The 24,673-nt window shown below is 42.4% G+C and carries 22 protein-coding genes; 12 read left to right on the top strand and 10 right to left on the bottom strand.

Annotation, left to right across the window (positions count from 1 at the left end):
- Positions 1 to 415: 415 nt before the first annotated feature.
- The gene (locus tag LC605_RS03810; protein ID WP_229546243.1) at positions 416 to 676 is read right to left on the bottom strand and encodes a hypothetical protein; all 261 of its coding nucleotides are present in this window, start codon (positions 674 to 676) and stop codon (positions 416 to 418) included.
- An 80-nt stretch (positions 677 to 756) separates the two neighbouring features.
- Here LC605_RS03810 and miaB point away from each other — a divergent pair, with 80 nt between their 5' ends.
- The 3 genes from miaB (at position 757) to LC605_RS03825 (ending at position 4,710) form a co-directional block, all read left to right on the top strand.
- A complete protein-coding gene (miaB, locus tag LC605_RS03815; RefSeq protein ID WP_229546244.1) occupies positions 757 to 2,118 on the top strand; it encodes a tRNA (N6-isopentenyl adenosine(37)-C2)-methylthiotransferase MiaB in 1,362 nt (453 codons plus the stop codon).
- Between the two features lie 414 nt (positions 2,119 to 2,532).
- Positions 2,533 to 3,705 (top strand): transposase, encoded by a 1,173-nt coding sequence (locus tag LC605_RS03820; protein WP_229546245.1) that lies wholly within the window; start codon positions 2,533 to 2,535, stop codon positions 3,703 to 3,705.
- Positions 3,706 to 3,912: 207 nt separating this feature from the next.
- Entirely contained in the window at positions 3,913 to 4,710 is a 798-nt protein-coding gene (locus LC605_RS03825; RefSeq protein ID WP_229546246.1) for a sulfite exporter TauE/SafE family protein, read from the top strand.
- Positions 4,711 to 4,753: 43 nt separating this feature from the next.
- On the opposite strand, the gene LC605_RS03830 is transcribed toward LC605_RS03825, so the two are convergent.
- Entirely contained in the window at positions 4,754 to 5,416 is a 663-nt protein-coding gene (locus LC605_RS03830; RefSeq protein ID WP_229546247.1) for a cadmium resistance transporter, read from the bottom strand.
- A 171-nt stretch (positions 5,417 to 5,587) separates the two neighbouring features.
- Here LC605_RS03830 and LC605_RS03835 point away from each other — a divergent pair, with 171 nt between their 5' ends.
- Positions 5,588 to 6,298 (top strand): cadmium resistance transporter, encoded by a 711-nt coding sequence (locus tag LC605_RS03835; RefSeq protein ID WP_229546248.1) that lies wholly within the window; start codon positions 5,588 to 5,590, stop codon positions 6,296 to 6,298.
- A 232-nt stretch (positions 6,299 to 6,530) separates the two neighbouring features.
- Here LC605_RS03835 and LC605_RS03840 read toward each other — a convergent pair whose 3' ends face one another.
- Together LC605_RS03840 and LC605_RS03845 are read right to left on the bottom strand one after the other, a co-directional pair.
- Positions 6,531 to 7,082, bottom strand: a complete 552-nt coding sequence (locus LC605_RS03840; RefSeq protein ID WP_229546249.1) for an alpha/beta hydrolase — start codon at positions 7,080 to 7,082, stop codon at positions 6,531 to 6,533.
- 165 nt (positions 7,083 to 7,247) lie between these two features.
- Positions 7,248 to 7,466 (bottom strand): bromodomain-containing protein, encoded by a 219-nt coding sequence (locus LC605_RS03845; RefSeq protein ID WP_229546250.1) that lies wholly within the window; start codon positions 7,464 to 7,466, stop codon positions 7,248 to 7,250.
- A 411-nt stretch (positions 7,467 to 7,877) separates the two neighbouring features.
- Between LC605_RS03845 and LC605_RS03850 the strand changes: the two genes are divergently transcribed.
- Positions 7,878 to 9,101 carry an ATP-binding protein gene (locus LC605_RS03850; protein ID WP_229546251.1) on the top strand — a complete coding sequence of 408 codons (1,224 nt, stop codon included), beginning with the start codon at positions 7,878 to 7,880 and terminating at the stop codon, positions 9,099 to 9,101.
- A 19-nt stretch (positions 9,102 to 9,120) separates the two neighbouring features.
- On the opposite strand, the gene LC605_RS03855 is transcribed toward LC605_RS03850, so the two are convergent.
- On the bottom strand, positions 9,121 to 11,433 hold the full coding sequence (locus LC605_RS03855) for a bifunctional serine/threonine-protein kinase/ABC transporter substrate-binding protein (RefSeq protein ID WP_229546252.1): 2,313 nt from the start codon (positions 11,431 to 11,433) through the stop codon (positions 9,121 to 9,123).
- Between the two features lie 1,086 nt (positions 11,434 to 12,519).
- Between LC605_RS03855 and LC605_RS03860 the strand changes: the two genes are divergently transcribed.
- A complete protein-coding gene (locus tag LC605_RS03860; protein ID WP_229546253.1) occupies positions 12,520 to 12,963 on the top strand; it encodes a pyridoxamine 5'-phosphate oxidase family protein in 444 nt (147 codons plus the stop codon).
- A gap of 202 nt (positions 12,964 to 13,165) precedes the next feature.
- On the opposite strand, the gene panB is transcribed toward LC605_RS03860, so the two are convergent.
- A complete protein-coding gene (panB, locus tag LC605_RS03865; protein WP_229546254.1) occupies positions 13,166 to 13,936 on the bottom strand; it encodes a 3-methyl-2-oxobutanoate hydroxymethyltransferase in 771 nt (256 codons plus the stop codon).
- A 293-nt stretch (positions 13,937 to 14,229) separates the two neighbouring features.
- A complete protein-coding gene (locus LC605_RS03870; protein WP_229546255.1) occupies positions 14,230 to 15,336 on the bottom strand; it encodes a two-component regulator propeller domain-containing protein in 1,107 nt (368 codons plus the stop codon).
- A gap of 88 nt (positions 15,337 to 15,424) precedes the next feature.
- On the opposite strand from LC605_RS03870, the gene LC605_RS03875 reads away from it, so the two are divergent.
- The 5 genes from LC605_RS03875 to LC605_RS03895 all read left to right on the top strand — a co-directional run bounded on the left by LC605_RS03875 (position 15,425) and on the right by LC605_RS03895 (position 18,580).
- The gene (locus tag LC605_RS03875; protein ID WP_229546256.1) at positions 15,425 to 15,604 is read left to right on the top strand and encodes a hypothetical protein; all 180 of its coding nucleotides are present in this window, start codon (positions 15,425 to 15,427) and stop codon (positions 15,602 to 15,604) included.
- Between the two features lie 329 nt (positions 15,605 to 15,933).
- On the top strand, positions 15,934 to 16,179 hold the full coding sequence (locus LC605_RS03880) for a hypothetical protein (RefSeq protein ID WP_229546257.1): 246 nt from the start codon (positions 15,934 to 15,936) through the stop codon (positions 16,177 to 16,179).
- 83 nt (positions 16,180 to 16,262) lie between these two features.
- Positions 16,263 to 17,693, top strand: a complete 1,431-nt coding sequence (locus tag LC605_RS03885; RefSeq protein WP_229546258.1) for a form I ribulose bisphosphate carboxylase large subunit — start codon at positions 16,263 to 16,265, stop codon at positions 17,691 to 17,693.
- A 101-nt stretch (positions 17,694 to 17,794) separates the two neighbouring features.
- Entirely contained in the window at positions 17,795 to 18,202 is a 408-nt protein-coding gene (locus LC605_RS03890; RefSeq protein ID WP_229546259.1) for a chaperonin family protein RbcX, read from the top strand.
- A 48-nt stretch (positions 18,203 to 18,250) separates the two neighbouring features.
- Complete coding sequence (locus LC605_RS03895) at positions 18,251 to 18,580, top strand: ribulose bisphosphate carboxylase small subunit (protein WP_229546260.1); 330 nt, start codon at positions 18,251 to 18,253, stop codon at positions 18,578 to 18,580.
- 677 nt (positions 18,581 to 19,257) lie between these two features.
- Here the strand turns inward: LC605_RS03895 and leuB are convergent.
- Both leuB and LC605_RS03905 read right to left on the bottom strand, forming a co-directional pair.
- The gene (leuB, locus tag LC605_RS03900) at positions 19,258 to 20,355 is read right to left on the bottom strand and encodes a 3-isopropylmalate dehydrogenase (RefSeq protein ID WP_229546261.1); all 1,098 of its coding nucleotides are present in this window, start codon (positions 20,353 to 20,355) and stop codon (positions 19,258 to 19,260) included.
- A gap of 392 nt (positions 20,356 to 20,747) precedes the next feature.
- A complete protein-coding gene (locus LC605_RS03905; protein ID WP_229546262.1) occupies positions 20,748 to 21,779 on the bottom strand; it encodes a hypothetical protein in 1,032 nt (343 codons plus the stop codon).
- 162 nt (positions 21,780 to 21,941) lie between these two features.
- Between LC605_RS03905 and moaA the strand changes: the two genes are divergently transcribed.
- The gene (gene moaA / locus LC605_RS03910) at positions 21,942 to 22,928 is read left to right on the top strand and encodes a GTP 3',8-cyclase MoaA (RefSeq protein ID WP_229546263.1); all 987 of its coding nucleotides are present in this window, start codon (positions 21,942 to 21,944) and stop codon (positions 22,926 to 22,928) included.
- Positions 22,929 to 23,158: 230 nt separating this feature from the next.
- On the opposite strand, the gene rpsD is transcribed toward moaA, so the two are convergent.
- On the bottom strand, positions 23,159 to 23,767 hold the full coding sequence (rpsD, locus tag LC605_RS03915) for a 30S ribosomal protein S4 (protein WP_229546264.1): 609 nt from the start codon (positions 23,765 to 23,767) through the stop codon (positions 23,159 to 23,161).
- Between the last annotated feature and the right edge of the window lie 906 nt (positions 23,768 to 24,673).

Raw genomic sequence — 24,673 nt, forward strand, 5'->3', positions numbered from 1 at the left:
ATGGAATCTATTATTCCTGCGATTATGCCTAAATGGTCTATATTCTTAATTTCAATATCTTTGACATTAACCATGACAACAAAGTATCCACAACGATATAATTTGAAATTTTCACATTTTTGGTGACTATTTGTGCAAGAAATCTTATACTTAATCGAATTCTAAAAAAGAGGAAGAGAGAGGCTGCCACTGGCAGCCTCTCTCTTCCCCCCCTCTGCATGAGAATGATTATTATTTTGGCGCACACTTATCAAAGTTGTATTAGCTATACATCCAGCTTAATAATAGTAATTCCTATTTAGCTCTAGTAAATTCTCCTAATAAATAGTTCTTATGTACTAAATATATCCGTCTCCTTGGGGTGTGACAGTTGTGGGTGCGGAATGTGGGGTCTAAGTAAGTTGGCGCGAAAAAATCAAAGTATGTTACGAAACGTAAATAGGCTTAAAATCTCTACTAATGACAAATGACCAATACTTCGACTTACTTCGACTACGCGCTTGGTGAGTTTACGGTGAGCATCTCGACTCCGCTCGATGGAACCGCAGTCGAACTGCGTAGTCGAAGGGCAGTACAAGTCGCTCAGTACAAGTGACAAATGACAAATGACAAATGACCAATGACCAATGACCAATGACCAATGACCAATGACCAATGACCAATGACAAATGACCATACACCTTCTTTAGGTTTTTATAGCGTTATAGAATGGAAATAAACCTTACATAACATTACGCTGATTCAGCAGAATTGCCCATGACCACTTCTAAACGCCACTACCACATCACTACTTTCGGTTGTCAGATGAATAAAGCTGACTCAGAGCGCATGGCTGGCGTTTTGGAAGACATGGGCTTTGAATGGTGCCAAGACCCGAATAATGCAGATGTGATTCTTTACAATACCTGCACAATTCGCGATAATGCTGAACAAAAGGTATATTCCTACCTGGGCAGACAAGCGAAGCGCAAACATGAGCAGCCTGATTTGACCCTCATCGTTGCTGGTTGTGTTGCCCAGCAAGAAGGAGAAGCTCTATTGCGGCGAGTCCCAGAATTAGACTTGGTAATGGGGCCACAACACGCCAACCGTCTGAAAGATTTGTTGGAGTCGGTATTTGAGGGCAACCAAGTTGTAGCAACCGAAGCAGTTCACATCATTGAAGATATCACCCAGCCGCGACGAGATAGCAAAGTTACAGCTTGGGTGAATGTGATTTACGGCTGTAACGAACGCTGCACCTACTGCGTGGTTCCCAACGTGCGCGGTATCGAACAATCTCGCACGCCGTCAGCTATCCGGGCTGAAATGGAAGAATTAGGACGGCAAGGTTACAAAGAAATTACTCTACTTGGTCAAAATATTGATGCTTACGGCAGAGATTTACCGGGAGTGACACCGGAAGGTCGCCATCAGCACAACTTTACAGATTTGCTTTATTACGTGCATGACGTGCCGGGGATTGAAAGACTAAGATTTGCTACTAGTCATCCCCGTTATTTTACGGAGAGATTAATTAAAGCTTGTGCTGAGTTGCCCAAGGTGTGCAAACACTTCCACATTCCCTTTCAATCTGGGGACAATGAACTTTTAAAGGCGATGGCGCGAGGTTATACCCATGAAAAGTATCGCCGGATTATCGATACCATTCGCCGATATATGCCAGATGCCTCTATTAGTGCCGATGTGATTGTCGGTTTTCCTGGGGAGACAGAAGTACAGTTTGAAAATACCTTGAAACTGGTGGAAGATATTGGCTTTGATATGTTGAATACAGCAGCATATTCGCCGCGTCCAGGAACACCTGCCGCTTTGTGGGACAATCAACTCAGTGAAGAAATTAAAAGCGATCGCCTGCAACGACTCAATCATTTAGGAAACTTGAAAGTAGCAGAGCGATCGCAACGTTACTTTGGACGCATTGAAGAAGTTTTAGTAGAAGACGAAAATCCTAAAGATCAAAGCCAAGTGATGGGACGCACTGGCGGTAATCGTTTGACCTTTTTTAGCGGCAACATCAAAGAACTCAAAGGGCAATTGGTGAAGGTAAAAATTACCGAAGTTCGCCCTTTTAGCTTGACGGGTGAACTTTTAACAATTCACGCATTCACGCATTAAAGACATTACATAAGGGGATTTAAACCCCGACTGAAATGGGTGCTACATATAGATGACTCCCTTACCCACCAATTTTGGGTTGGTTTAGCTTAAACGAAAAGAAGCCCCACACTCACTCTTAGGAGTGTGGGATGAATTTTTGGGTGATGACGAGTTGACCCCTAACTAACTCAAACCTACGGTTTGACAGGGCGAGGGGTCGATGAGGAATCGCCATTTTTGACTATTAGCGAGTCTATAAAATCTTCGATTACATGAGTCATAGTTTTATCGTTTTGAGCAGAGTATAAGCGCAATTTGTTTAATCTCCGCTCGGATATCCTTAAATTTAATGCTTTGTTTTTCATAAATGCCTACACAATGTCTTTGCTTTAATGTTATACTATCTGTAGGTCGAAAAGCAAAAGGTAAAAAATGAAAACCTCGTATCAGTACAAAATCAAGCCAACAAAAGAACAAGCCCAAAAGATTGATAAAACACTTGAAATGTTGCGTTGTCAATATAACTATTTGTTGGCTCAAAGATTTGATTGGTATGAAATGAATCGCTGTCCTATAGATAGATGTCTATTAATTTGTCATCTACCAGAGCTAAAAGAGCAGCCCAATTACTACAATCAAAAAGCATCCCTAGTTCAACTTAAAATAGATAGACCTTGGTACAAAGATATTCACTCCCAAGTACTACAGGAAGTTCCTAAAAAAGTTGAAATAACTTTTGATAAATGGTTAAAGGGTGATGTTAACGGTAAGAAATCTGGTAGACCTAGATTCAAAGGTAAAGGACAATACAAAACATTTACATATTCTCAATTCAAGAAACATCATTTTGTTAACAACAGAATCACGTTATCAAAAATTGGTGATGTCAAGGTGATTGTTCATCGACTAATACCAAATGGATTTGATATTAAGACTGTATCTGTCACCAAAAAAGCAGATGGGTATTATGTAACTCTAAGTCTTGATGATAAAACAGTTCCAGCTATTAAGCCTGATTTCAATGCTAATAATATCGTTGGCATTGATGTAGGCTTAATTGATTTCTATGTAGCGTCAGACGGGTCTAGAATTAAAGCACCAAAACATCTAAAGCATACTGAACGTAGATTAAAATCAGCACAGCGTAAAGTGTCAAGGCGTAAAAAAGGTTCAAACAGACGCAAGAAAGCTATTTCTATATTGAGTAAGCAACACAAAAAAGTTGCTGATACTAGAAAGGATTTTCATTTTAAAACAGCTAAATTACTACTTGATAAATATGATGTCATAGCTGTAGAAAAGTTAAATATCAAAGGACTAGTTAAAACAAGATTGGCTAAAAGTATAAATGATGCGGGTTGGGGACAGTTTGTATCAATACTTTCAGACAAAGCCGAAAATGCTGGCTTGAAAGTGATATCCGTCAACCCAAATGGCACAAGCCAAGAATGTTCTAATTGTGGTCACAAAGTTAAAAAGCCGCTATCTCAAAGAATGCACAATTGTCCTGTATGTCATACAAGTTTGTGCAGAGATTTGAACGCGGCTATAAACATCAAGGCGCGTGGGACGCACGCCCTCAAAGCTCAATTAATGTCCTCATAGAGGAGTCATTGAGAAGCCCATACTGTACCTGTACTCAGGTCAGTGTGTGGAGCATGTCACTACTCGCGATATACAACCCGAATACGCTGGACGTTTCCTCATGCTTCCAAGTAAAATACGTAAAGTAGATCGTTTTACCGTATATTATATGTAAAACCGGAGAAAAACCTCACTAGCTCTGTCTACAGGGCTATTGTTTGGCTGAGTATGCATTATTTATTACTACCGTTCTTAAGTTTCTTTGTTGGGATCATAGTTGGTTTGACGGGAATTGGCGGAGCCTCTCTCATCACCCCAATGTTGATTTTTGTTTTTCAGGTTCCGCCTTCTATCGCTGTGAGTTCTGATGTTGTGGCTGCTACATTGATGAAGATTGTTGGTAGCGTCAAACATTGGGAACAGAAAACTGTTGACACAGAAGTTGTCAAATGGCTAGCATTTGGGAGTGTTCCGGGTTCACTGTTTGGGGTGGGGATTTTGCACCTCATTAAACGTACAGGTGAGTACAACCTGGATAACGTCTTGCTCCGTTTGCTTGGCGGGATGATTTTGCTAGTCACAGTGTTAGCACTAGTACAATTGTTGTTATTGACTTTTTTCCCCCAATTTAGTTTACCAAAGCTGCCAAAGTTAGACTTAGAAACTAGCTTGGGTCGCTTCCTAACAATCACTTTGGGAGCAATTTTAGGCTGTTTGGTTGGTCTAACTAGCGTCTCATCAGGTTCAATGTTTGCTCTAGTGCTAATTGGGTTTTTCCGCCTTGATGCACGGAAGTTAGTGGGTACAGATATTTCACACGCAGCAATTTTACTGCTGTTTACAGCCCTCGCTCACCTCAGTTTGGGAACAGTTGATTGGAGTTTGGTACTGCCTATATGGTTAGGCTCTGTTCCAGGGGTGTTACTAGGTGCTAAAATCTGCCAGGTAGCTCCGCAACGCCCGCTACGGTTTATTATTTATACCATCTTAATGATGGTGAGTTGGAAATTAGTTCATCAGGTTTGAGCAATTTGAGATTTTCAATTCTAAATCCAACATTCAACATTGATTAACTTTTCACCCAAGGTAGTAGAGTGAATGTACCTCGCTCATACATAATAAACAGACCCAAGCCAATTAACACAAAAGGTACAACAGCTTTACCGTAGCGACTTAAAATATCAGCAATGGTAGGTTGACGGCTTAAAAAATAAGCGATCGCACACCAAACCCCTACCATGACAAAAAATATACTTAGAATTACTTGCAAGCTGGCAAGATCATGACCAGCGAATAAAGGGATATATATACTAATATTGTCACCACCATTCGCAAGAGTTACTGCTGCAACTTTATAGGTTTGGGGACGCAGAACACTCAAAATAAAAGACAATATAGGGTTAGCAGGTGTAGATTGCCTAAAATCACTGCTAACTGTCTGAACTGTTATAGTTTCTTCTGTTGTATATACTAATTGTTGAATACCAATTGCTATTGGTAGGAGTCCTAGCAATCCTATCCATTGTCGCGCTACAACCAATCCACCAAAAAATCCTGGTAAGCTAGCGATGATAATGGCTGTAAAACCCAGATATTGACCGAGTAAGATATGCCGCCGTCGAAAATTAACATCTACCTGTGAAAAAAATATTAACAAGATAATGATGTCATCTATGTTAGTGGCTATGAAAGCAATTATCCCTTCACTGAAGGCTGTCCCTAACTTACTCATGTTGGATTTTTAGAACCTACGATTTATCACCATACCAAATTCACTAATTCGTAATGACGCCCTCTTCTTAGGCTCCGCCAACGCGGACTACCGACAAGAAGACATTTCAAACATCCTCTAAGGTAAAATGCTCCCTACAAGATAAAATTATGCCTATATTTATCTGAAAATATGAACGAGTTCGTTAGTGCAATTACTACAGGGGCAATTGCGTTCATTGCCACTAACATTGATGATATTGTCATTCTATTATTGTTTTTTTCTCAAATAAATGCTAACTTTCGACCCCGACATATAGTTGCTGGTCAGTTTCTAGGTTTTACGATTCTGTTAATCTTTAGTCTTCCTGGTTTATTTGGTGGATTAATTTTATCAAAAAGCTGGATTGGATTACTTGGTTTACTACCAATGTCCATAGGTATCAGTAGCTTAGTGAATCGGGAAGAAGATTCATCAAAAGAAGTTATAGCTGCAACACAAGAAGCTGAAGCATCAACAATTACTAGTTTTTATTCCACCCAAGCGTATAGTGTAGCAGCCGTAACAATTGCCAATGGCAGCGATAATGTTAGTGTCTATATACCTTTATTTGCTAGCAGTAACTTAGAGACTTTTTTGGTAATTGTAGGATTATTTTTTCTATTGTTAGGAGTTTGGTGTTACGCTGCATACAATTTAACTAACAACAGAGTCATAGCTGATGTATTGACTCGTTACATTAATAATCTTGTGCCTTTTGTTCTGATAGGATTAGGCGCTTTTATTGTATTAAAAAGTGAAGCTATGAGCTTAATAAAGCTAGCTGCTAGTTGTTTTTGTTTGATGATTTTGCTGAAAAATAATGAAAGTGCCGATGAAATTGGCGAAAATTATCGTAAGTAAGTCAGGACTTACGCAAAATCATAAAAAAACGAACCGCAAAGGCGAGTGCGTCTCCCCCTCGGAGAAGGACGCGAAGGAACAAGAGTTTCAGAGAGTTTTTGCGTAAGTCCTATAAGTCAATACAGTTGGGTTAAGCATTTCCTCCTTCTCTCTTCTTTCTTCTCTCTGCGTTCTCTGCGCCTCTGTGGTTCGTAAAAAAAAGAATTTCAGTCCTTTTGTGAACCGTATTGGTTCATAAGAGTTCTGCAAGATTGCTTAGGCGTTCATAAACAGGGATGAGGCGATCGCCTTCAAGTTCGACAGAAGTATTTGGATAATTCTGAATTGCTCCAAGCAGTGTAACTTCACCATTTTGTTTAATGGATGCACTTAAAGCACTTCGTAGGGCTTCGTGATTTAATTCTCCTGCGGGAGGATGAACTACTTCACCGATTTGGTTGACTAAAATCGGCCCAGCCCAGCTAGACAATAGGCTATTTAAAAAGGCAGAATCGGCTCTGATTGGGGCTTTGAGTGCTTTACGAGCTACTGCGGGGTCTTGTTGCGCCGCTTGCAAATAAGCCCTTAACGTTGGGGTAGTTTTGCCTGTTTCTGTAAACTGAGTTAATTCTTTAACAGATATTTGCCCCTCAAAAGTACCATACTTTAAAACAACTTGCTCGGCAGCATTAGCATTAGTACTTGAGAGTAGAACAATAGCACCTGCGCCTAAAGCTACTGTTTGAGTGAGTAACTTAGTGAATTTTGGGTTGTTGAATCGATTGAAAATTTGAAAAATCTGCATTTTGTCTAACTTGATAATGGTGCGGAACGTACATAGGCACAAAGTGCCCAAGCTTTATACTACTTCAGCAAATTGCTCCTACAGATACTTGATTAGGGGCGTACATTTGTACGCTCCTACAGCCAATTTCTTTGTCGGAAAGATTTTTGTATGTAACTGATGTTATTATTGAGCCTTTTCATTAGGCGAAGTTGCATGAGGTAGTATTGACTGATCTTCGTCCAAGGTTGGTGCAGGTATGCCCAAATATTTCCTTGCAGATTCTTCAGCTAGCTTTCGGTCTTGCTCGTTATCGAACTGACTGTCATCTAACAAATGAGAATTTTTTGCCGCTTCATCTCGGCTTGGTCGATAGCCATTTTTCCACCTGTACTTCCAGTCCATAATTAAAAAGGCAAATATACTGCGATTTGATTACCTAGTTCTTCATCGTAGGCGTTTGATGGAACATGACACTCCTGCTAGAGGTTGAACAGGCTCATTCAGAGGGTACAAATTTAACTTCATAGAAAGCGGTGGGAAACTCCATCCTCCATACATAAATTTTCCATCATCTTATTGGTACGCTCTCCGTAATTTTACGGAGAGCAAGTTGTACATTGAATTAGAAGGTATTTGATATCAGTTAAGCTAGCTCAATTTCAGCTCCTGATTTCACTGGTCTAAAATTGAGCTTGACAAAAATTATGTGATATGAAAATAAAATTCTCTATTAGGGTAAAATTTAATTACTATAGAGTCGGTAGTCAGATTGCAGTCCAATCTTGTATGGGTGAATTGCTTATTGTTGTCTAAATGCCTAGCCTCAAACTATCGCCTAATGGACTAGAAATCGTTAAACAAGCTCGTCAGGAAAAAGGTTGGACAATTGATAATCCACGCTTTTTAGAACAAGCGAGTCAAATTCTCGAACCTGGGCGTGACTGGGAAAATGAAGAAGTGTTTGCTGCGGGTATATCTTTATCAACATGGAAACGATTTCTCAAAGGTAATGCCATTGATGCTTCTGTATTCAAAGCCTTTTGTGAAGTTTTGAGTTTGAATTGGCAAGACTTGCTCGAACGTCCGGTTAACTGGTCTCTATCTGGTACAACCCAAGTCCCAAATATTCCTTTGTTTTTTGGGCGGCGTTACGAGCTGGCGATACTCACCCAGGCAATTGAGCAAGGAACGCGACTGATTGCAATTACAGGGATGGGTGGTATGGGCAAAACGGCTCTAGCAGCAAAACTTGCCACAGCTTCTAAATCGAGTTTTGAGCAAACTCTGTGGTTTGGGTTTCATCTGACTCCCCCAACAAGAGACTCACTTCCGTCTTTACCAGCAAAAACTCTGTTAGTTTTTGATGGTTGGGATCGGATTTTGGGTGGCGATGCCAAGGTTGGGCGACGCCAACGCGGGGGAGAATATCGTTTAGAATACGAATCCTATGCTGTTTTTCTGCGATCGGTAGTGCAAACGAATCATTCGAGTTGCGTAATTTTGACCAGTCGAGAACAACCAGAGGGATTAAATATCTTGAGTGGGAATGGTGCAGTTATTTTCCCACTCGGTGGATTGATGGAAGGTGCAATTGAACTTTTGCAGCATCATCAACTGATCTTTGATGCCCAGCAGTGGGTTGCCCTGGTAAATCAGTATGGTGGCAATCCGTTATTTTTGAACATGGCAGCAAATTTTATTCGGGAATTATTTGCTGGGGATGTGGGAGAGTTTTTAGCCTCTGGAACTTTAGTTACTGGTGAATTTGAGCCACTAGTGGCGCAATGGTTGAAGGAGATTTCGATGCTGGAACAAACCCTAATCAAGTGTTTAGCTACACAAACGCAGGGCTTGACTCGTGAAGAAATACTATTACACCTTGGGAATCGTCCTTCAAATGGAGATATTTTGGCTGCGCTTTTATCCTTAAAGCGTAGAGCATTAGTAGAAACCACCAACGACGGGAATCAGGAACGCTTTTTTTTACAACCAGTGATACTTAAATGCGTAGATCGGTTGTTTAGCTCCCAACAGTAGTAGCCAAACTGATTTAACCCTAATTACATACCATAGGCCGATCGCTCGGTATAAACACAAAACCAATGGAATTACAATCGCGGCGGACTGTAACGATCGCAATTGTGGTATTGTGGCGATCGCCCCCCTTAAATTGAATGACTCCCGTTGCTCCTTTCACGAAGAATTCAGGCATTGCAAGTGTTTTCTGAATGCCGATGCGGGTGGGATTTTCCTTCAAGGCTTTGCTTAATACCAATACTGCATCGTAGCTAGTGGCGGTTCGCCAGGTAATATCAGTTGGATCGATTTTCCAGAGGGTTTGAGCTTGTCGTACAAACTCAGATTTAATATGGTTTAGGGGATGCCATGGGATCGCAAATACTAGGCGTTGGATTTGCTGTGGCGAGAAACCTATATCTGATTTGAGTAAGTCAGAAGTGTAAAGAGTATTACCCGCAAAAATCCAAGATTGGTTGACATTCGACTGAATTACTTTTTTAGCATTGGGAATCGCATTATACAATCCTACTCCTGGATCTGGGATGAGGACAATCACCGTTGCACCTTGGGTCTTTGCTTGATTTAATGGGATTTCAGCATTAAAGCTAAAGCTATCACTGGCGAGATTGAAGGCTGGTTGGTCGTCGAGAACATGACGCCCAAAGGCTTTAGTCGCCTCTCGAAACGCCTTAGATAGAGATTCAGCATATTCACTATCCTTGCTGTAAAAAATAGCAACTTTGCTTTGTCGTAGTCGGGAGAATGCGTAGCTTGCCATTTCTTTGGCGGTAACGGTAGCGCTGGGGACAGTACGGAAGAAAAAAGGACTCTTGAGATTATCTGAGGTACTGGTTGCAGAAATTAAAACTACCCCTGCTTGGGTATAAATTGATAGGGCTTGTTTGGTGGCTTCGCTGCTGTTATGACCCAAAACAGCCAGCAAATCTGGATATTTCACCAACTTTTGGGGAATTTTGCTATCCTTACTATTTCTATCATCAGCGATAATCATCCGTAAGGGTTGACCCTTTTTTAATGCCTCAGTCTGAGCTTGAGCAGCACCCCTGAGTACTTCTAGACCTGTGGTAATACGACGTTGCAGGGGAACTGCAACAGCGATCGTGCGAATCAGCGCTGCTGGAAATTGCATTTGAATTTTGGCGTTGTTGAGGTAAATTAAAGTTTCTGGATCTGACTCCTGATTGAAAGCAGTTTCAAATAGATCCTTAGCTGCTAAAAAATTTTTGATGCCATACTGTTCAATAGCTAATTGTTTTGCTGGTGGTGGCTGATCATTTACCCAAAAGCTTGCAGGAATTAGGCTTTCTTCACCACAACTGAGATGATCGTCTGGGATATAATCGCAAGTCTGAGGCAATGTTATCTTTTCATAAACCCCATTATCACCGACGAACAGCAAAACAGCACAAGCTGCACTCAGTAATAATTTTTGCCATTGCACCAAAGAATATTTATCAATATTCTCAATCTTTTCTAGAATGGCTTGAGTTGTTGGCGGACGTTTCTGTGGATGATAATTCGTCATCGCCTGAATCAGATCAATAAATTTTTGAGGGGTTTGTTGATCCTGAATGTACCTAAACCAATGGGGTAAATCTTGACGGCGATCGCCAGATGGATCAATACCTGTGATTAAATAGATAAAAGTTCGACCAAGAGCGTAGAAATCCGACTGGAGAACAGCGTGTCCCTCAAGTTGCTCAGGAGCAGTATATCCAACAGAATGAATCCCTGTTACTGCCTTGCCATTGACAATAGTTTGCGACAAATTACGCGCCGTACCAAAATCAATTAAAATTAATTTTCCATCAGGACGGAGCATAATATTTGACGGCTTGATATCTCGATGAAAATAGCCACTGTTCTGCACAAATTGCAAAATCTGCGTCAATTGTTTTAGCCAATCTAATGCTGTTTTATGTGATGTTAAGTATTTATGGTGATCAAGCCAATTCTGTAAATCTTCACCCTCGACTTTCTCCATTACAAAACAGCGCAATTGGCGGCCTGTATTCAAAACTAAAGGAAATAGCATTTCACCAGCAGGTAAACCAGGATGCTGCAAACTTGTTAAAATTAATGCTTCTTGCTCAAATAATCGCAGTAAATCCGGTGTAATTTCCTTGAGAGACTTGAGAACCTTCGGCTGATCTAGATTAACTAAATCTTCAATTTCAAATACTTCTGTATAGCAACATCTATCAACTTGCAGAGGATGCTGAATTCGGTAACGATTTTGCAGTATAAGTGGTGTTTTACAGTTTTTACATACTGCACAATTATCTGGATTTTCTCGTTGCGAACAATCTGGATTAATGCAGTACGTCATAAGCTCAGTCTGATAGCTAAAGAAGTATTGTACCTGTGAATTTCACTGCAAAAAATAAATTAGCCCAAATTATTTGTAGTAGGAAATTTAGAGCTAGATACCCAAACATGGGATGTTTTTTTAACTGAAAGTCCTTTAGAAATGTGACTTCTTGAAGAAGTCGGGAATCTGGGGAGCAATTTTTGCTTAACCCTTTTCTATCACCATGAGGAGAGAATAACCTAAAATTTTTACAGCATAAGGGTTTTAGCGAAAATCTTCAGTTCAGCCATTCTGTTAGGAAATAAACGCTGAAGTTGCCGCTCTGACTACAGTTGGAAATTAGCTTTTATTTTTCTTCTTTAAGAGTAATTGAACATGGTTAAGATATGTGACATTTTACTATATAGGAATCATATTTGATTTCTGAAAAAATCTAAGTATTTGTAGGGTGTGTTAGACGAAAGTACGGCACTAAAAGCTTGAGATGGTGCGTTACGGCTTACGCCTAACACACCCTACGTATATTTCAAAAATCAAATACTAGTCCTATAGCCATTGTACAACTACGGACAATAAAAAAGTTCAACACTAGGTTGGAAACCGCTATTAAAATAATTCGTAATACCTCTCTTCGAGACGCTCCGCGAACGACTTACTTCGACTACGCGCTTGGTGAGTTTACGGTGAGCATCTCGACTGCGCTCGATGGCGTAGCCTAAGAAGAGATGGAAGCGCAGTCGAACTGCGTAGTCGAACGCGAGTGCCTCTCGTAGAGAAGGGCAGTACAAGTTCGTAATTCGTAATTAAATATTATTTTAGATATTGCGATAACACAAAACAATACAATTATGCTTTATGTCTAAAGAAATAATGCCAAATTCAGATTGCTATGCCTAAAACTCCTGTAGAGACAAAGCACTAGCTCTCAAGTAATATATCTAAGGATATAACTAAAAGAGGTAATTTTATGAGAATTCCATCTGTAGGCTCACGCAACAGAAACTAAAAAAGTTGATACTAAAAAATAACTTTACCCAGGCTGAAACCTGGTTGTTAGCAAGAATTACAGTCCAGAAAAAGCAAAGAGAGAAAAGAGTACAAATAATGGCAACTTCTACAGACCGTGATCAATATATTCAAAAACTGCGTGAACTAATCAAAGATATTGATTATGGTATGTTTACCACAGTTGATGATGATGGCAGTTTGCATAGTTACCCTATGTCAAAGAGTGGCGAGATTAACTCTGATGGTATACTCTGGTTCTTTACTTATACTGGTTCCCATAAGGTAACTGAAATTGAACACCATGAGCAGGTCAATATTAGTTTCTCGTCGGTCGAACAGCAGCGATACGTATCTATTTCAGGAACAACACAACTCGTAAAAGACCGCAACAAAATGCGAGAGCTATGGAAGCCGGAACTCCAAACTTGGTTTCCTAAAGGATTGGACGAACCCGATATTGCTTTGCTGAAAGTGAATATTAACCAAGTTAATTATTGGGATAGTGTATCGAGTTTTAAGCCACAAACAATTAGTTTTTGACACCAACGACGAGACAAGATTTTTTTGATGACGAAAGTTTGCGCTCACGGACGCGATCGCAAAGTGGCAATAGACATCTGGTGAAATTAAATATGCGTTACCCAGAACCCTTGTAGAGACGTAGCACTGCTACGTCTCTACAATTCTTTTTCAGTCCTATATCTAATGCAGGCAAAAAAAAGAATTCAGAATTAATTCTTTTTCAAGGAAACTTCCGTTCTCGCACTTCCACGGCATAATTTTGCACAGCTTTGGTAATCGTCTGGCGCAAATTTGTATAAACTTTGGCAAATGGCGGATGCTTCTCTGCAAGTCCCAGGACATCTGAGGTTACTAAAACCTGTCCATCGCAGTCAGGCCCTGCACCGATGCCAATTGTCGGAATACTTAATTTTTGTGAAATCTGCATTGCCAAATCTGCGGGTATATGCTCTAACACTAGAGAAAATACACCCGCTTGTTCGAGAGCGATCGCTTCAAGTAAAATCCTCTCACTGGCCTCTTGGCTCTTCCCCTGTTGTCGTAAACCCAGTTGATGTACCGATTGCGGTGTCAAACCCACATGACCCATAACCGGAATTCCGGCTTGTACTAAACGAGCCACAGTTTCGGCGATCGCTGGATAGCCACCTTCCAATTTTACTGCTTGAGCGCCCGTTTCCTTTAGTACCCGCCCAGCTGAGTGCATGGCTTGTTGAAGACTTTCTTGATACGTCAAAAATGGTAAATCTACAACTACTAATGCGCGTTTAACCCCACGGCGCACAGACTTGGCATGATATATCATCTCATCCAAAGTTATTGGCAGTGTTGTTTCATACCCTAGAACTACTGCCATAGAGTCACCCACGAGGATTAAGTCTACACCAGCTGCGTCGAGGAGTTGAGCGATCGCATAATCCCAGGCGGTCAACGCGACAATTGAACGTCCTTGTTGTTTCCATTGAATTAATTGCTGGGTAGTGATTGCCATTTTTCTAGGTGGGGAGTGGGGAGTTAGGAGTTAGGAGTTAGGAGTTAGGAGTTGGGAGTTAGGAGTTGGGAGTTGGGAGTTGGGAGTTGGGAGTTTTGAATTTAAAAAATTCTTTAACTTATAACTCAATACAGTTCAGTTAAGCATTTCCTCCTTCTCTCTTCTCTCTGTGTTCTCTGCGCCTCTGTGGTTCGTAAAAAAAAGAGTTTCAGCCCTTTTGTGAACCGTATTGACTTATAACTTATAATTCCTAACTCCTAACTTTTAACTCCTAACTTTTAACTCCTAACTTTTCATTTAACCGCGCGACTGAAAGCAAGATGGGGTTTTGCACTGTCGGTTTTGGGCATCAACCAAGCTAGACCTTCACTAGTACCAATCCATAATTTATTGCCGATGTCAGGTGCAAGGGTAAGAATCCGACTAGAAGGCAGTCCAGCAACTTGTGGGTCTAACACAGCTCCTGTATTTGGATTTAATCGTAACAAACCATTGCTAGTCCCGACCCAGACACTACCATCTTTGGCAAAACGTACTGCTGTCACGTCACGCCCACGCAGGAGAGTCACAGACCGCAGTACCGCACCAGTTTTTGGGTTAATAACTAGCAAATTATTCGGCATTCCCGCCCAAATTAACCCTTCTGGACTAATAGCTAAAGCTTGTACAGTCGTCCCTGGTAAATCGGCTATCCGTTTCATAATGGCAGCACTAGCAGTATTTACCCGCACTAATCCATCAAGAGTACCAACCCACAGTTGACCTTCAGCATCTAAAGTCAGGGCGTTAGCGCTGACACCAGGCAGATTTTTTAATGTTGTCATAATCAAGCCTTGGTCGGGACTAATTAAAGCTAAACCGCTATCGGTTCCAGTCCACAAATAACCTCGCTTGTCAACTAACAGTGACAACACCCGTTTAGAAGGCAAAAATAAATTTTGCGCAGTGATTTCGCTAGTGCGGGGGTCTACTCGGATAAGTCCCTCATAACTTCCCACCCACAGACGTCCTACTTTATCTTGGGCTAAAGCGCCAATGGCAACATTTGGTAAGCTAACACGAGAAACAATCTTGCCTGTTTTAGGATCAATCCGCGATAGTCCGCGCCAAGAACCTACCCAAAGATTGCCTGTAACATCTTCTAGTAAGTTACCGACACGATAATCAGTTTCTGGCGAACGTTCTTGCACTCCCCGTTCATCGGGCAAAGGTTCTACTCGCGGTGGCGGTGCAGAAGGTGGGTAAGCGGGGGTTACATCAGATGAATTAATATCAGGGTTTTTTTGTGCCCATCCCATACTTGGCAAAACTATCAACCCCAGCAGAATAGAAGTAATCAATAAACTAGTACGCTTGCAAAACAATACCACGGTGATATTCCCTTTGGAGACAGTACCCATAACCGTTATCTAAACTGGCCTTAGGTTAATTCCAGTGTTCCCCTACCCGATATTTTTTAAACGTCATCGGCAATTTTTCTCAAATTTAATGACAATTGGGCATGGGGCATTGGTTATTAATTCTTCTCATCCCCCTCATCTCCCTCATCTCCCTCATCTCCCTCATCCCCCTCATCCCCCTCATCCCCCTCATCCCCCACTCCCCACATCCCCCTCATCCCCCTCATCCCCCTCATCCCCCTCATCCCCCACTCCCGACAGTTATTAATGACACTTTGTAAAGTATTTGTAACAAAGGGTAAAGCACTTGTAACAAAATGTTTAAATTTTTATGTAATAACAAAATTAAATAGATAAGTTAAAAACTTTCAAAGAATAACTTATCGAATTCTTGATATATTGTGAAACGAGTTACAAATTACGTGGTGTGCAATTCTTTTATCTTTTGGTCACCACTCTGCTAAATCTATGTCAAGTAAATTATTTTCTGGTATCTTTTCCAACAACGGGGAAGATATAAGGAGTGTAAAGGCGGGAATGTGTGCCAGCCAGCCCAATCCCCTGAATATCCGAATTTATGGGGGAATTATCTAAATATTGCCCGTACAAGGCGGAAGTTTTGGCGAATTGAGAAGGTTTAGTTGGGTGCGAAGAAGAGGTAAAAAAGAATTTCATTTTGAGCAAGAGGGAACAGTAGAAGCGCTAGGTGGTGTACCCCTAGAAGGGGAAAACACTGGTGAGGAGGGCTACCACCGCTACCAAAGTGTCCGCCGCAAAAAAACTGCTAACCTTTGCCAAAAGCAACTCCTAACAAAAATTTTTCCTGATCTTTCCCTCCTTTAAGGGGGGCAAGAGCGAGGTGAGGGAAAGTTGCACAAAACGTGATTTGATAAGTAAAAAGAGTGATTTCAGGGAAGGATAAAATTATGTCTTACGCTCAAACGAAGACTCAGAGCAAATCTGGGTATCAAGCCGGGGTTAAAGATTACAGACTAACTTATTACACACCCGATTACACACCAAAAGATACCGATCTTCTAGCGGCGTTCCGTATGACACCTCAGCCTGGTGTTCCTCCCGAAGAAGCAGGTGCGGCTGTAGCGGCTGAGTCTTCCACAGGTACCTGGACAACTGTGTGGACAGATTTGCTCACCGACCTCGATCGCTACAAAGGTCGTTGCTATGATATCGAACCAGTTCCCGGCGAAGACAACCAGTACATCTGCTACGTTGCCTATCCTTTGGACTTGTTTGAAGAAGGCTCTGTAACCAACGTATTGACCTCAATTGTCGGTAACGTATTTGGTTTCAAAGCTCTGCGGGCATTGCGTCTAGAAGACATCCGCTTTCCAGTAGCTTACATCAAAACCTTCCAAGGGCCTCCTCACGGGATCCAAGTTGAGCGCGACAAGTTAAACAAATACGGTCGTCCTTTACTGGGTTGTACCATTAAGCCCAAATTGGGTCTTTCTGCTAAGAACTACGGACGCGCTGTATACGAGTGCTTACGCGGTGGTTTGGACTTCACCAAAGATGACGAAAACATCAACTCCGCACCATTCCAAAGATGGCGCGATCGCTTCTTGTTCGTTTCCGAAGCGATCAACAAAGCCCAAGCTGAAACCGGTGAAATCAAAGGTCACTACCTCAACGTCACCGCCCCCACCTGTGAACAAATGTTGCAACGGGCTGAGTACGCTAAAGAACTCAAGCAGCCCATCATCATGCACGACTACCTCACCGCAGGTTTCACCGCCAACACCACCTTGGCTCGTTGGTGCCGCGATAACGGTATCTTGCTGCACATTCACCGTGCGATGCACGCTGTAATTGACCGTCAAAAGAACCACGGTATTCACTTCCGTGTATTGGCTAAAGCCCTACGTTTGTCTGGTGGCGATCACATCCACACCGGTACAGTAGTTGGTAAGTTGGAAGGTGAGCGCGGCATCACAATGGGTTTCGTTGACCTGTTGCGCGAAAACTACATTGAGCAAGACAAGTCTCGTGGTATCTACTTTACCCAAGATTGGGCTTCTCTACCTGGTGTAATGGCAGTTGCTTCTGGTGGTATCCACGTATGGCATATGCCCGCGCTGGTAGAAATCTTTGGTGATGACTCCGTACTACAATTCGGTGGTGGTACTCTGGGACACCCTTGGGGTAACGCTCCTGGTGCAACCGCTAACCGCGTCGCCTTAGAAGCCGTTGTTCAAGCTCGTAACGAAGGCCGCAACTTGGCTCGTGAAGGTAACGATATCATCCGTGAAGCTGCCAAGTGGTCTCCTGAACTGGCTGTTGCTTGCGAACTGTGGAAAGAAATCAAGTTCGAGTTTGAAGCAATGGATACCGTCTGATCGAAAGTTAGGAGTTAGAAGTTAGGAGTTAAGAGTTACATTAATTCATAACTCATAACTCATAACTCATAACTTATAACTGTTGACGGCTGGGGTCAAGCATGAATCTTAAGCAAATTGCGAAGGACACAGCCAAAACTCTCCAAAGCTATCTGACTTATCAGGCTCTAAGGACAGTATTGGCACAGCTAGGCGAAACGAATCCTCCATTAGAACTTTGGCTGCATAACTTTTCTGCTGGCAAAATTCAAGATGGTGAGTCATACATTGAGCAACTGTTGCGAGAAAAACCAGATTTGGCTTTGCGAATCATGACCGTCAGAGAACACATTGCTGAAGAAATCATCGAATTTTTACCGGAGATGGTTCATACTGGCATTCAGCAAGCCAACATGGAACAGCGTCGCCAGCATTTAGAACGCATCACACTCATAGACACGTCTAACCCCAGCCTGCAACCAGAACAGCAAGCAACTTCAGATCCTAATTTGGATAACTTGTCCAATTAGTTCGGTCAACCCAGTAGTAAAAAAATCGCAACCCATTATCATAAAGCTATGCAAACTTTACCAAAAGAGCGTCGTTACGAAACCCTTTCTTATCTACCCCCTCTGTCTGACGCTCAAATTGCCAAGCAGATCCAGTACATTTTGAATCAAGGTTATATTCCAGCGATCGAGTTCAACGAAACTTCTGAGCCAACAGAATTATATTGGACAATGTGGAAGTTGCCTTTGTTCGGTGCTAAATCCACTCAAGAAGTATTGAGCGAAGTTCAAGGATGCCGTTCTCAATTCAACACCAGCTATATCCGTGTTGTGGGTTTTGACAACATCAAGCAGTGCCAAATTCTCAGCTTTCTTGTTCACAGACCTAACAGATACTAAGCCTAGTAGTTTGTCAAGTTTCAATTGACGGGAAGTAAGTTGGTAGTAAGGACTTGAGTCTTTATTTTCTAAGCACTAAAGTGCTTACTACAAACCCTCAAAATTAGCTTGGACATTGTACTAGTACAACATGGCCGAAATCCAGCTACCATCTTAATTAATCAGAGAACAAGTAGGGGTAAATCACGAATTGCCCCTACTAAAACCCTGGTTGAACTTAAGTTTTACCCAACAAAATCGAGGTTTTTGGCGTTGGGTTTCCTTACTCAACATTGGTGTCAACTTAACGTAGAAGTTATGTCTCGCAAGGAACTGAAGTTCCTTGCTAATAGCAAAAGTCATCTAAAGATGACTTGAACTAAAAGCCAAAGAACTTTAGTTCAAGGCGGGTGGTGCAGCCAACAGATAAGCCATTTCTAGGCTTTTGTTGACACCAGTGCTTACTCAACCGAACCTACATTTGTCGCAAACAATTTTGGAATTCGTATTCCTTCTCTTCCTTTGCGCCCAAAGGAAGAAGGAAAAGAGAGAAATAAAAAGTTGATTTAAGTAGAGCGACGCAAATAAAGCTAACTGGCTAAGGCTGTCATTTGTCATTTGTCCTTCGTCATTTGTAAGGGTTTAAGGTGTATTTACGTTTCGTAACATAGTTTGATTTATTCTTGCCGACTTACTTACTAAACAAAGTTGGGTTGATGGAGTACTAGAATCAGTGCATCGCCCATCGCGCGGCAACCTAAAAGATTTTTACCAGGAGAAATTATATCCCCTGTGCGATCACCCTGCTCTAAAACTTGCAATACAGCTTCTTCTATGTGATCTGCCGCTTTTGGTTGGTCTAAACCATAGCGTAGCATCATCGCCGTACTCAAAACCTGTGCTAGAGGATTAGCCTTATCCTGTCCGGCAATATCTGGGGCGGAACCATGAACTGGTTCAAAAACGCCAGGGCCAGAAGCACTCAAACTTGCTGAGGGTAACATCCCAATACTACCCGTGAGCATAGCAGCAGCATCAGAGAGAATATCACCAAATAAATTGCCTGTAACTATAGTGTCAAACTGCTTGGGAGCGCGTACCAACTGCATAGCAGCATTATCTACATATAGATGAGAGAGTTCGATATCTGGATATTCCGCAGAAAGTTGGGTGATGCGATCGCGCCATAACTGAGATACTTCTAATACATTCGCCTTATCCACTGAACAAAGTTTTCCGCCGCGTTTCCGGGCTGCTTCAAAAGCCACTCGCCCAATGCGTTCAATTTCAGATTCGGTGTAAACCATCGTATTTACACCACGTTTTTCACCAGTTTCCGTAGCAAAAATCCCCTTGGGTTTACCGAAGTAAATCCCACCAGTGAGTTCACGGACTACCATAATATCCACGCCTTCGACAATTTCGCGTTTCAAAGTTGAGGCGTCGATTAGCTGGGGCAAGATTTTCGCTGGGCGCAAATTAGCAAATAATCCTAAACCTGCACGTAGCCCCAACAAACCTGCTTCTGGGCGTAAATCCGATGGTAGGGAATCCCACTTATAACCACCAATGGCAGCAAGTAACACAGCATCACTGTTACGGCAAGTCTCTAGAGTGGTAGATGGTAGGGGTTCCCCGGTGGCGTCAATTGCTGCACCACCGATGAGGGCTGTTTGGAATTCAAACTTCAGATCAAATTGCTTCCCTACGACTTTCAGCACCTCTACCGCCACTGCCATAATTTCAGGGCCAATGCCATCGCCGGGTAGTAAAGTAATGCGGTAGTTCTGGGTCATAGCTGGTTATTACTAGGTAAATGCTTGCAGATTAAATATCATACCTAGCAAAATGTACCGATGGAGTTTTTAATTTATTTCGATGTATTGCCCCCATAAATGAATTTAGGGGCTACCCCGCCGCAGAAAAGTTGCTGTGTTATCTGAATCGCTCTTTAGACATCTCCATAAATTAATTATGCGTTACCTGAAACCCTTGTAGAGAAGTTGCATTGCAACGTCTCTACATTCGTCTTCGGAGATGTCTTTTTGATATTAAGTACGTTGGCACGAAAAAAGTCAAGTATGTTACGAAACGTAAATAAGCTTAAAGCCTTTACTAATGACCAACGACAAAGGACAAATGACAGCCTTAGCCAGTTAACTTTAATTGCGCCGACCTACTTAACTCCCTAATTCGTCTCCTGAATTTGCAAACGTATAGTGTGTTCAGTGGCACCACTAAGTTGCAATTCCATGATTTCACCACCCAGAGGTTCCAAACAAGTGAGGAGCGATCGCAAGTTGGGTGTACTTGCGCCAGTATCTACATATAATCGATCTGCTAAATTACCGATCCGTTTCCAAGTCATGTACAATTTAGCGATGGTTTGTTCAATTTGCGATGCCTGATTTACCAAATCAGCAGCAATGCTCAAACAGCCGACTCTTTGCGCTTCTTCTAAGGCTGTTTCAATATCAACATTTTCCTGCGTCAGCGCCTGAACTTGAGCTGCCCCTTTGAGATATTTCGCCAAGTTACGCGCTTCGGTAGTTACCTGCTTCAGGGTATCCACATCGGGATTAGCAGCAATTTCCTTTTGGATAAACTTTTGGTGCGATTCTGGCAGTTTTTCCATTTCCTTCACCAGTGGGGCAATGTAGCGCGGGGGAAGGGTGTTATCTGCGGCTTTTTCTTTAACTGCTTCGGGTAATAAATCTGAGGACATGGCTGTCCATTCATCGTTGAGTTGACGCACTTCCCGCCTAGTAATGCGATCGCCTTTTTGGGCGGCTTCACTCACCATCTGCTGCACTTCGGGCGATGCTTTGGAGGTTTCGACAAAAGCCCGTTTGCTGAAGTTGTTCACAGTTTTGGGGTCAAGTTTACCGTCTTCAATAAGAGTATCGGCACTATTGGCCAGTTGAATCCAGGCATAAGCTTGACTTTTGCCGATTTCCCGCTCTTTTAGCCATCGCAGAAAGCCAGTACCGCGCCCGTCACCACCCACTTTCTCCCTGTCGCGGATAGCGCGTAAAATTCGCCCCCGCCAGATTTCAGTTTGCAAATCAAAGCGATCGCATATCTGCCAAGCTATTTCTAGCTGCTGTTGAAAATCTGACTCTAGAATCTGTTCATCTTCTGGATCGGGCAGTTCAAAACTGATATCTGCTGGCTGTAGTAAAGCAGCAGCAAGGTCGTTGATGGAGTCGGTGTCTTGCACGATTGATGACTAACTAGTGGATGCGATCGGCTTATTATGCCACAATCTGTGGACTCTCACTTAAGGGGGAGTACGGTATTTTGAGTTACAACAAATATAGTAGTCAGGGGTAAACCACTTTTGTGAAGTCTTTAATTAATCAGAGACAATAGAAATAAAACGATGAACCAGGTAGATTACCTCCGCATAAGCTTAATCGATCGCTGCAATTTTCGTTGTCAGTACTGTATGCCAGAGGGAGTAGAACTGGACTATATTCTCAAGCAACAGTTGTTGACTGATGAGGAACTCCTCACCTTAATTAAAGAGGTATTTATTCCCGTAGGCTTTAACCGGTTTCGTTTGACTGGGGGTGAACCCTTATTGCGTCCGGGTGTGGTGCATTTGGTAAGTGCGATCGCAACTTTCCCCCAAACTCAAGACCTCTCAATGACCACCAACGGTTTTTTGCTGGCTCCGATGGCACAAAACCTCTACAATGCAGGTCTGCGAAGAATTAATATTAGTCTGGACTCTCTTGATCCCGACATTTTTGAGCAAATTATTGGTAATCAGGGGCGTTCTCGTTGGCAACAAGTTTGGCATGGGATTCAAGCTGCCCATCACGTCGGATTCGACCCACTCAAGCTGAATGTGGTGGTGATCAGGGGCGTTAATGACCACGAAGTTTTAGATTTAGCCGCCCTGACAATTGACAAACAGTGGCACGTTCGATTTATTGAATTTATGCCCATTGGTAATGTGCATTTGTTTGGCGATCGCGGTTGGGTATCTTCAGCCGATTTACGAGGGCAAATTCGCGATCGCTGGGGCTTGACAGAATCCCAAGTTCGTGGTGCTGGCCCTGCTGATGTCTTTCAAATTCCCGGTGCAAAGGGGACACTAGGATTTATTAGTCAGATGTCAGAATGTTTTTGCGATCGTTGTAACCGGATGCGCCTAAGTGCCGATGGCTGGCTGCGTCCCTGTTTATTGAATGAAACTGGTCAAATAGATTTAAAAACTGCTCTGCGTTCTGGTATAGATACCGCTCAATTACAAGAGCAAGTGAGGCATTTATTAGGAATCAAGCCAGAAATTAACTTTAAACAACGCGATTCTGGCATTTCAGGTACATATACCCGCACCATGTCGCAAATTGGCGGTTAGTCATTGGTCATTTGTCCTTTGTTCTTCGTCATTTGCTTAGACTAGTAAACTGTGCGTAAGTCCTAAACTAATGACCAATGACTAATGACTAAGGACAAATGACTATGTCGCAAATTGGCGGTTAGTCATTGGTCATTTGTCCTTTGTTCTTCGTCATTTGCTTAGACTAGTAAACTGTGCGTAAGTCCTAAACTGATGACCAATGACTAATGACTAAGGACAAATGACTATTACGCTTGTCGTGAGTAGTATTCCACCACAAGTAGTTCATTAACTTGTAGTGCCACCCATTCCCGTTCAATAACGCTGTTGACTTTGCCAACTAACTTATTTTTGTCAAACTCCAAATGACTGGGGAGGTTGGCCAAACCAGGATATTGCAAGTTAGCTTCCACCAACTTCCGTGATTGTGCCCGATCCCTCACCGCAATTACTTCTCCAGGACGGCATTGATAGCTGGCAATATTCACCACACGACCATTAACAGTTACGTGACCGTGATTTACCAGTTGACGAGCGCCTGGAATAGTTGGGGCTATACCTAAGCGGAAAACGGTATTATCTAAGCGCATTTCTAGCAATTGCAGCAGCACTTGTCCGGTAGAACCAGTAACACGTCTGGCTTTTCGCACATAGCGGAGCAATTGCCTTTCAGTCAAACCGTAGTTGAAGCGGAGCTTTTGCTTTTCCTCTAAACGGATCGCATACTCAGACCGCTTCTTGCGGTTCTGACCATGCTGCCCAGGTGGGTAAGCGCGTCTGGCGCTTTTACGAGTTAATCCTGGTAAGTCGCCTAAGCGACGGACAATTCTGAGGCGTGGCCCTCTGTATCGGGACATGAGTTTCCTTAATCTAATCCTGTTTAAACTTTACACAGACATTCTATTTTGACATTTCCCTGATCAGAAATCAGCGGATTCTTGGTTTTGTGAGGCTGCTTACCTTGGTATGACGTATCCTACCAATGTAGGGGCATCCTCATTTGGGCCAGTTGCTTTAAGTCGGTAGAGCCGACAAGCTGGTTTCCAAGCCTGAATTCCGACGTGCCCCGCCGTACTCCTGCCAATAAGTTTTTTGTGTTTATTTAGTTTTGTAGGCTACTCAATCATAAAAATACTCAGTAAGTGGGAAACTCAGACACAAAGCGTGCTGAGAGGGAAACGACGCGAGCGGTTTTAACCGCCTTGAATATTTTGATGCTGCTACCGCCTTAAAAATACTCTGTTCGGTGTACTTTTGTAATACACTTTCAACGGGACAATTACCGTTGAAAACATTTCTTTTTGTACGCGTAGCAGCTTTTTTCTACCGAAGTAGACTCCCTTGCGGGGTAATGTTAGCCTTGACCTGTTATGAGAGCTTATTAGGCTTGCAACACTGTTCCAGTGACCTTAGAACTGTTTGATTACAAGCGACATAGCGGGGGACTGGCTGCGTATCCCAAGGTGTCGTGACTCAAATAACGTTTACCTATTTCTAGGTGGTCGGGTCAACATAGCTCTTACAGAGCTTCAGTCCCTTTAGGGCTGGGTTGTTGACTAGATTGGTTTACGCAGTATTCTTACTCTGAAATACTTTTTACGTTGCCTACTTATCTTTCAAACAGTTATATTAACACAATTTCGACATAATTAACTATGTCATAGTTTAGGAAAAGAACTAAAGGTTTAAAGCCTTGCCTGTTGTGAGTAGCTTAGTTTCCCCTTCCGTATTCCCTGTTTCCTTTTATTACCGCCGAAATTCTT

It is taken from the genome of Nostoc sp. CHAB 5836, from assembly GCF_020829445.1.
Taxonomy (GTDB): domain Bacteria; phylum Cyanobacteriota; class Cyanobacteriia; order Cyanobacteriales; family Nostocaceae; genus Nostoc.

Excerpts from the sequence above, each read along its gene's own strand:
- LC605_RS03820 (WP_229546245.1), top strand. The coding sequence starts at position 2,533 with ATGAAAACCTCGTATCAGTACAAAATCAAGCCAACAAAAGAACAAGCC.
- LC605_RS03855 (WP_229546252.1), bottom strand. The coding sequence starts at position 11,433 with ATGACGTACTGCATTAATCCAGATTGTTCGCAACGAGAAAATCCAGAT.
- LC605_RS03830 (WP_229546247.1), bottom strand. The coding sequence starts at position 5,416 with ATGAGTAAGTTAGGGACAGCCTTCAGTGAAGGGATAATTGCTTTCATA.
- rpsD (WP_229546264.1), bottom strand. The coding sequence starts at position 23,767 with ATGTCCCGATACAGAGGGCCACGCCTCAGAATTGTCCGTCGCTTAGGC.
- LC605_RS03845 (WP_229546250.1), bottom strand. The coding sequence starts at position 7,466 with ATGGACTGGAAGTACAGGTGGAAAAATGGCTATCGACCAAGCCGAGAT.
- panB (WP_229546254.1), bottom strand. The coding sequence starts at position 13,936 with ATGGCAATCACTACCCAGCAATTAATTCAATGGAAACAACAAGGACGT.
- LC605_RS03860 (WP_229546253.1), top strand. The coding sequence starts at position 12,520 with ATGGCAACTTCTACAGACCGTGATCAATATATTCAAAAACTGCGTGAA.
- LC605_RS03835 (WP_229546248.1), top strand. The coding sequence starts at position 5,588 with ATGAACGAGTTCGTTAGTGCAATTACTACAGGGGCAATTGCGTTCATT.
- LC605_RS03825 (WP_229546246.1), top strand. The coding sequence starts at position 3,913 with ATGCATTATTTATTACTACCGTTCTTAAGTTTCTTTGTTGGGATCATA.
- LC605_RS03895 (WP_229546260.1), top strand. The coding sequence starts at position 18,251 with ATGCAAACTTTACCAAAAGAGCGTCGTTACGAAACCCTTTCTTATCTA.
- LC605_RS03810 (WP_229546243.1), bottom strand. The coding sequence starts at position 676 with ATGGTCATTTGTCATTGGTCATTGGTCATTGGTCATTGGTCATTGGTC.
- LC605_RS03840 (WP_229546249.1), bottom strand. The coding sequence starts at position 7,082 with ATGCAGATTTTTCAAATTTTCAATCGATTCAACAACCCAAAATTCACT.
- miaB (WP_229546244.1), top strand. The coding sequence starts at position 757 with ATGACCACTTCTAAACGCCACTACCACATCACTACTTTCGGTTGTCAG.
- LC605_RS03850 (WP_229546251.1), top strand. The coding sequence starts at position 7,878 with ATGCCTAGCCTCAAACTATCGCCTAATGGACTAGAAATCGTTAAACAA.
- LC605_RS03885 (WP_229546258.1), top strand. The coding sequence starts at position 16,263 with ATGTCTTACGCTCAAACGAAGACTCAGAGCAAATCTGGGTATCAAGCC.
- moaA (WP_229546263.1), top strand. The coding sequence starts at position 21,942 with ATGAACCAGGTAGATTACCTCCGCATAAGCTTAATCGATCGCTGCAAT.
- LC605_RS03875 (WP_229546256.1), top strand. The coding sequence starts at position 15,425 with ATGACAATTGGGCATGGGGCATTGGTTATTAATTCTTCTCATCCCCCT.
- LC605_RS03890 (WP_229546259.1), top strand. The coding sequence starts at position 17,795 with ATGAATCTTAAGCAAATTGCGAAGGACACAGCCAAAACTCTCCAAAGC.
- LC605_RS03870 (WP_229546255.1), bottom strand. The coding sequence starts at position 15,336 with ATGGGTACTGTCTCCAAAGGGAATATCACCGTGGTATTGTTTTGCAAG.
- leuB (WP_229546261.1), bottom strand. The coding sequence starts at position 20,355 with ATGACCCAGAACTACCGCATTACTTTACTACCCGGCGATGGCATTGGC.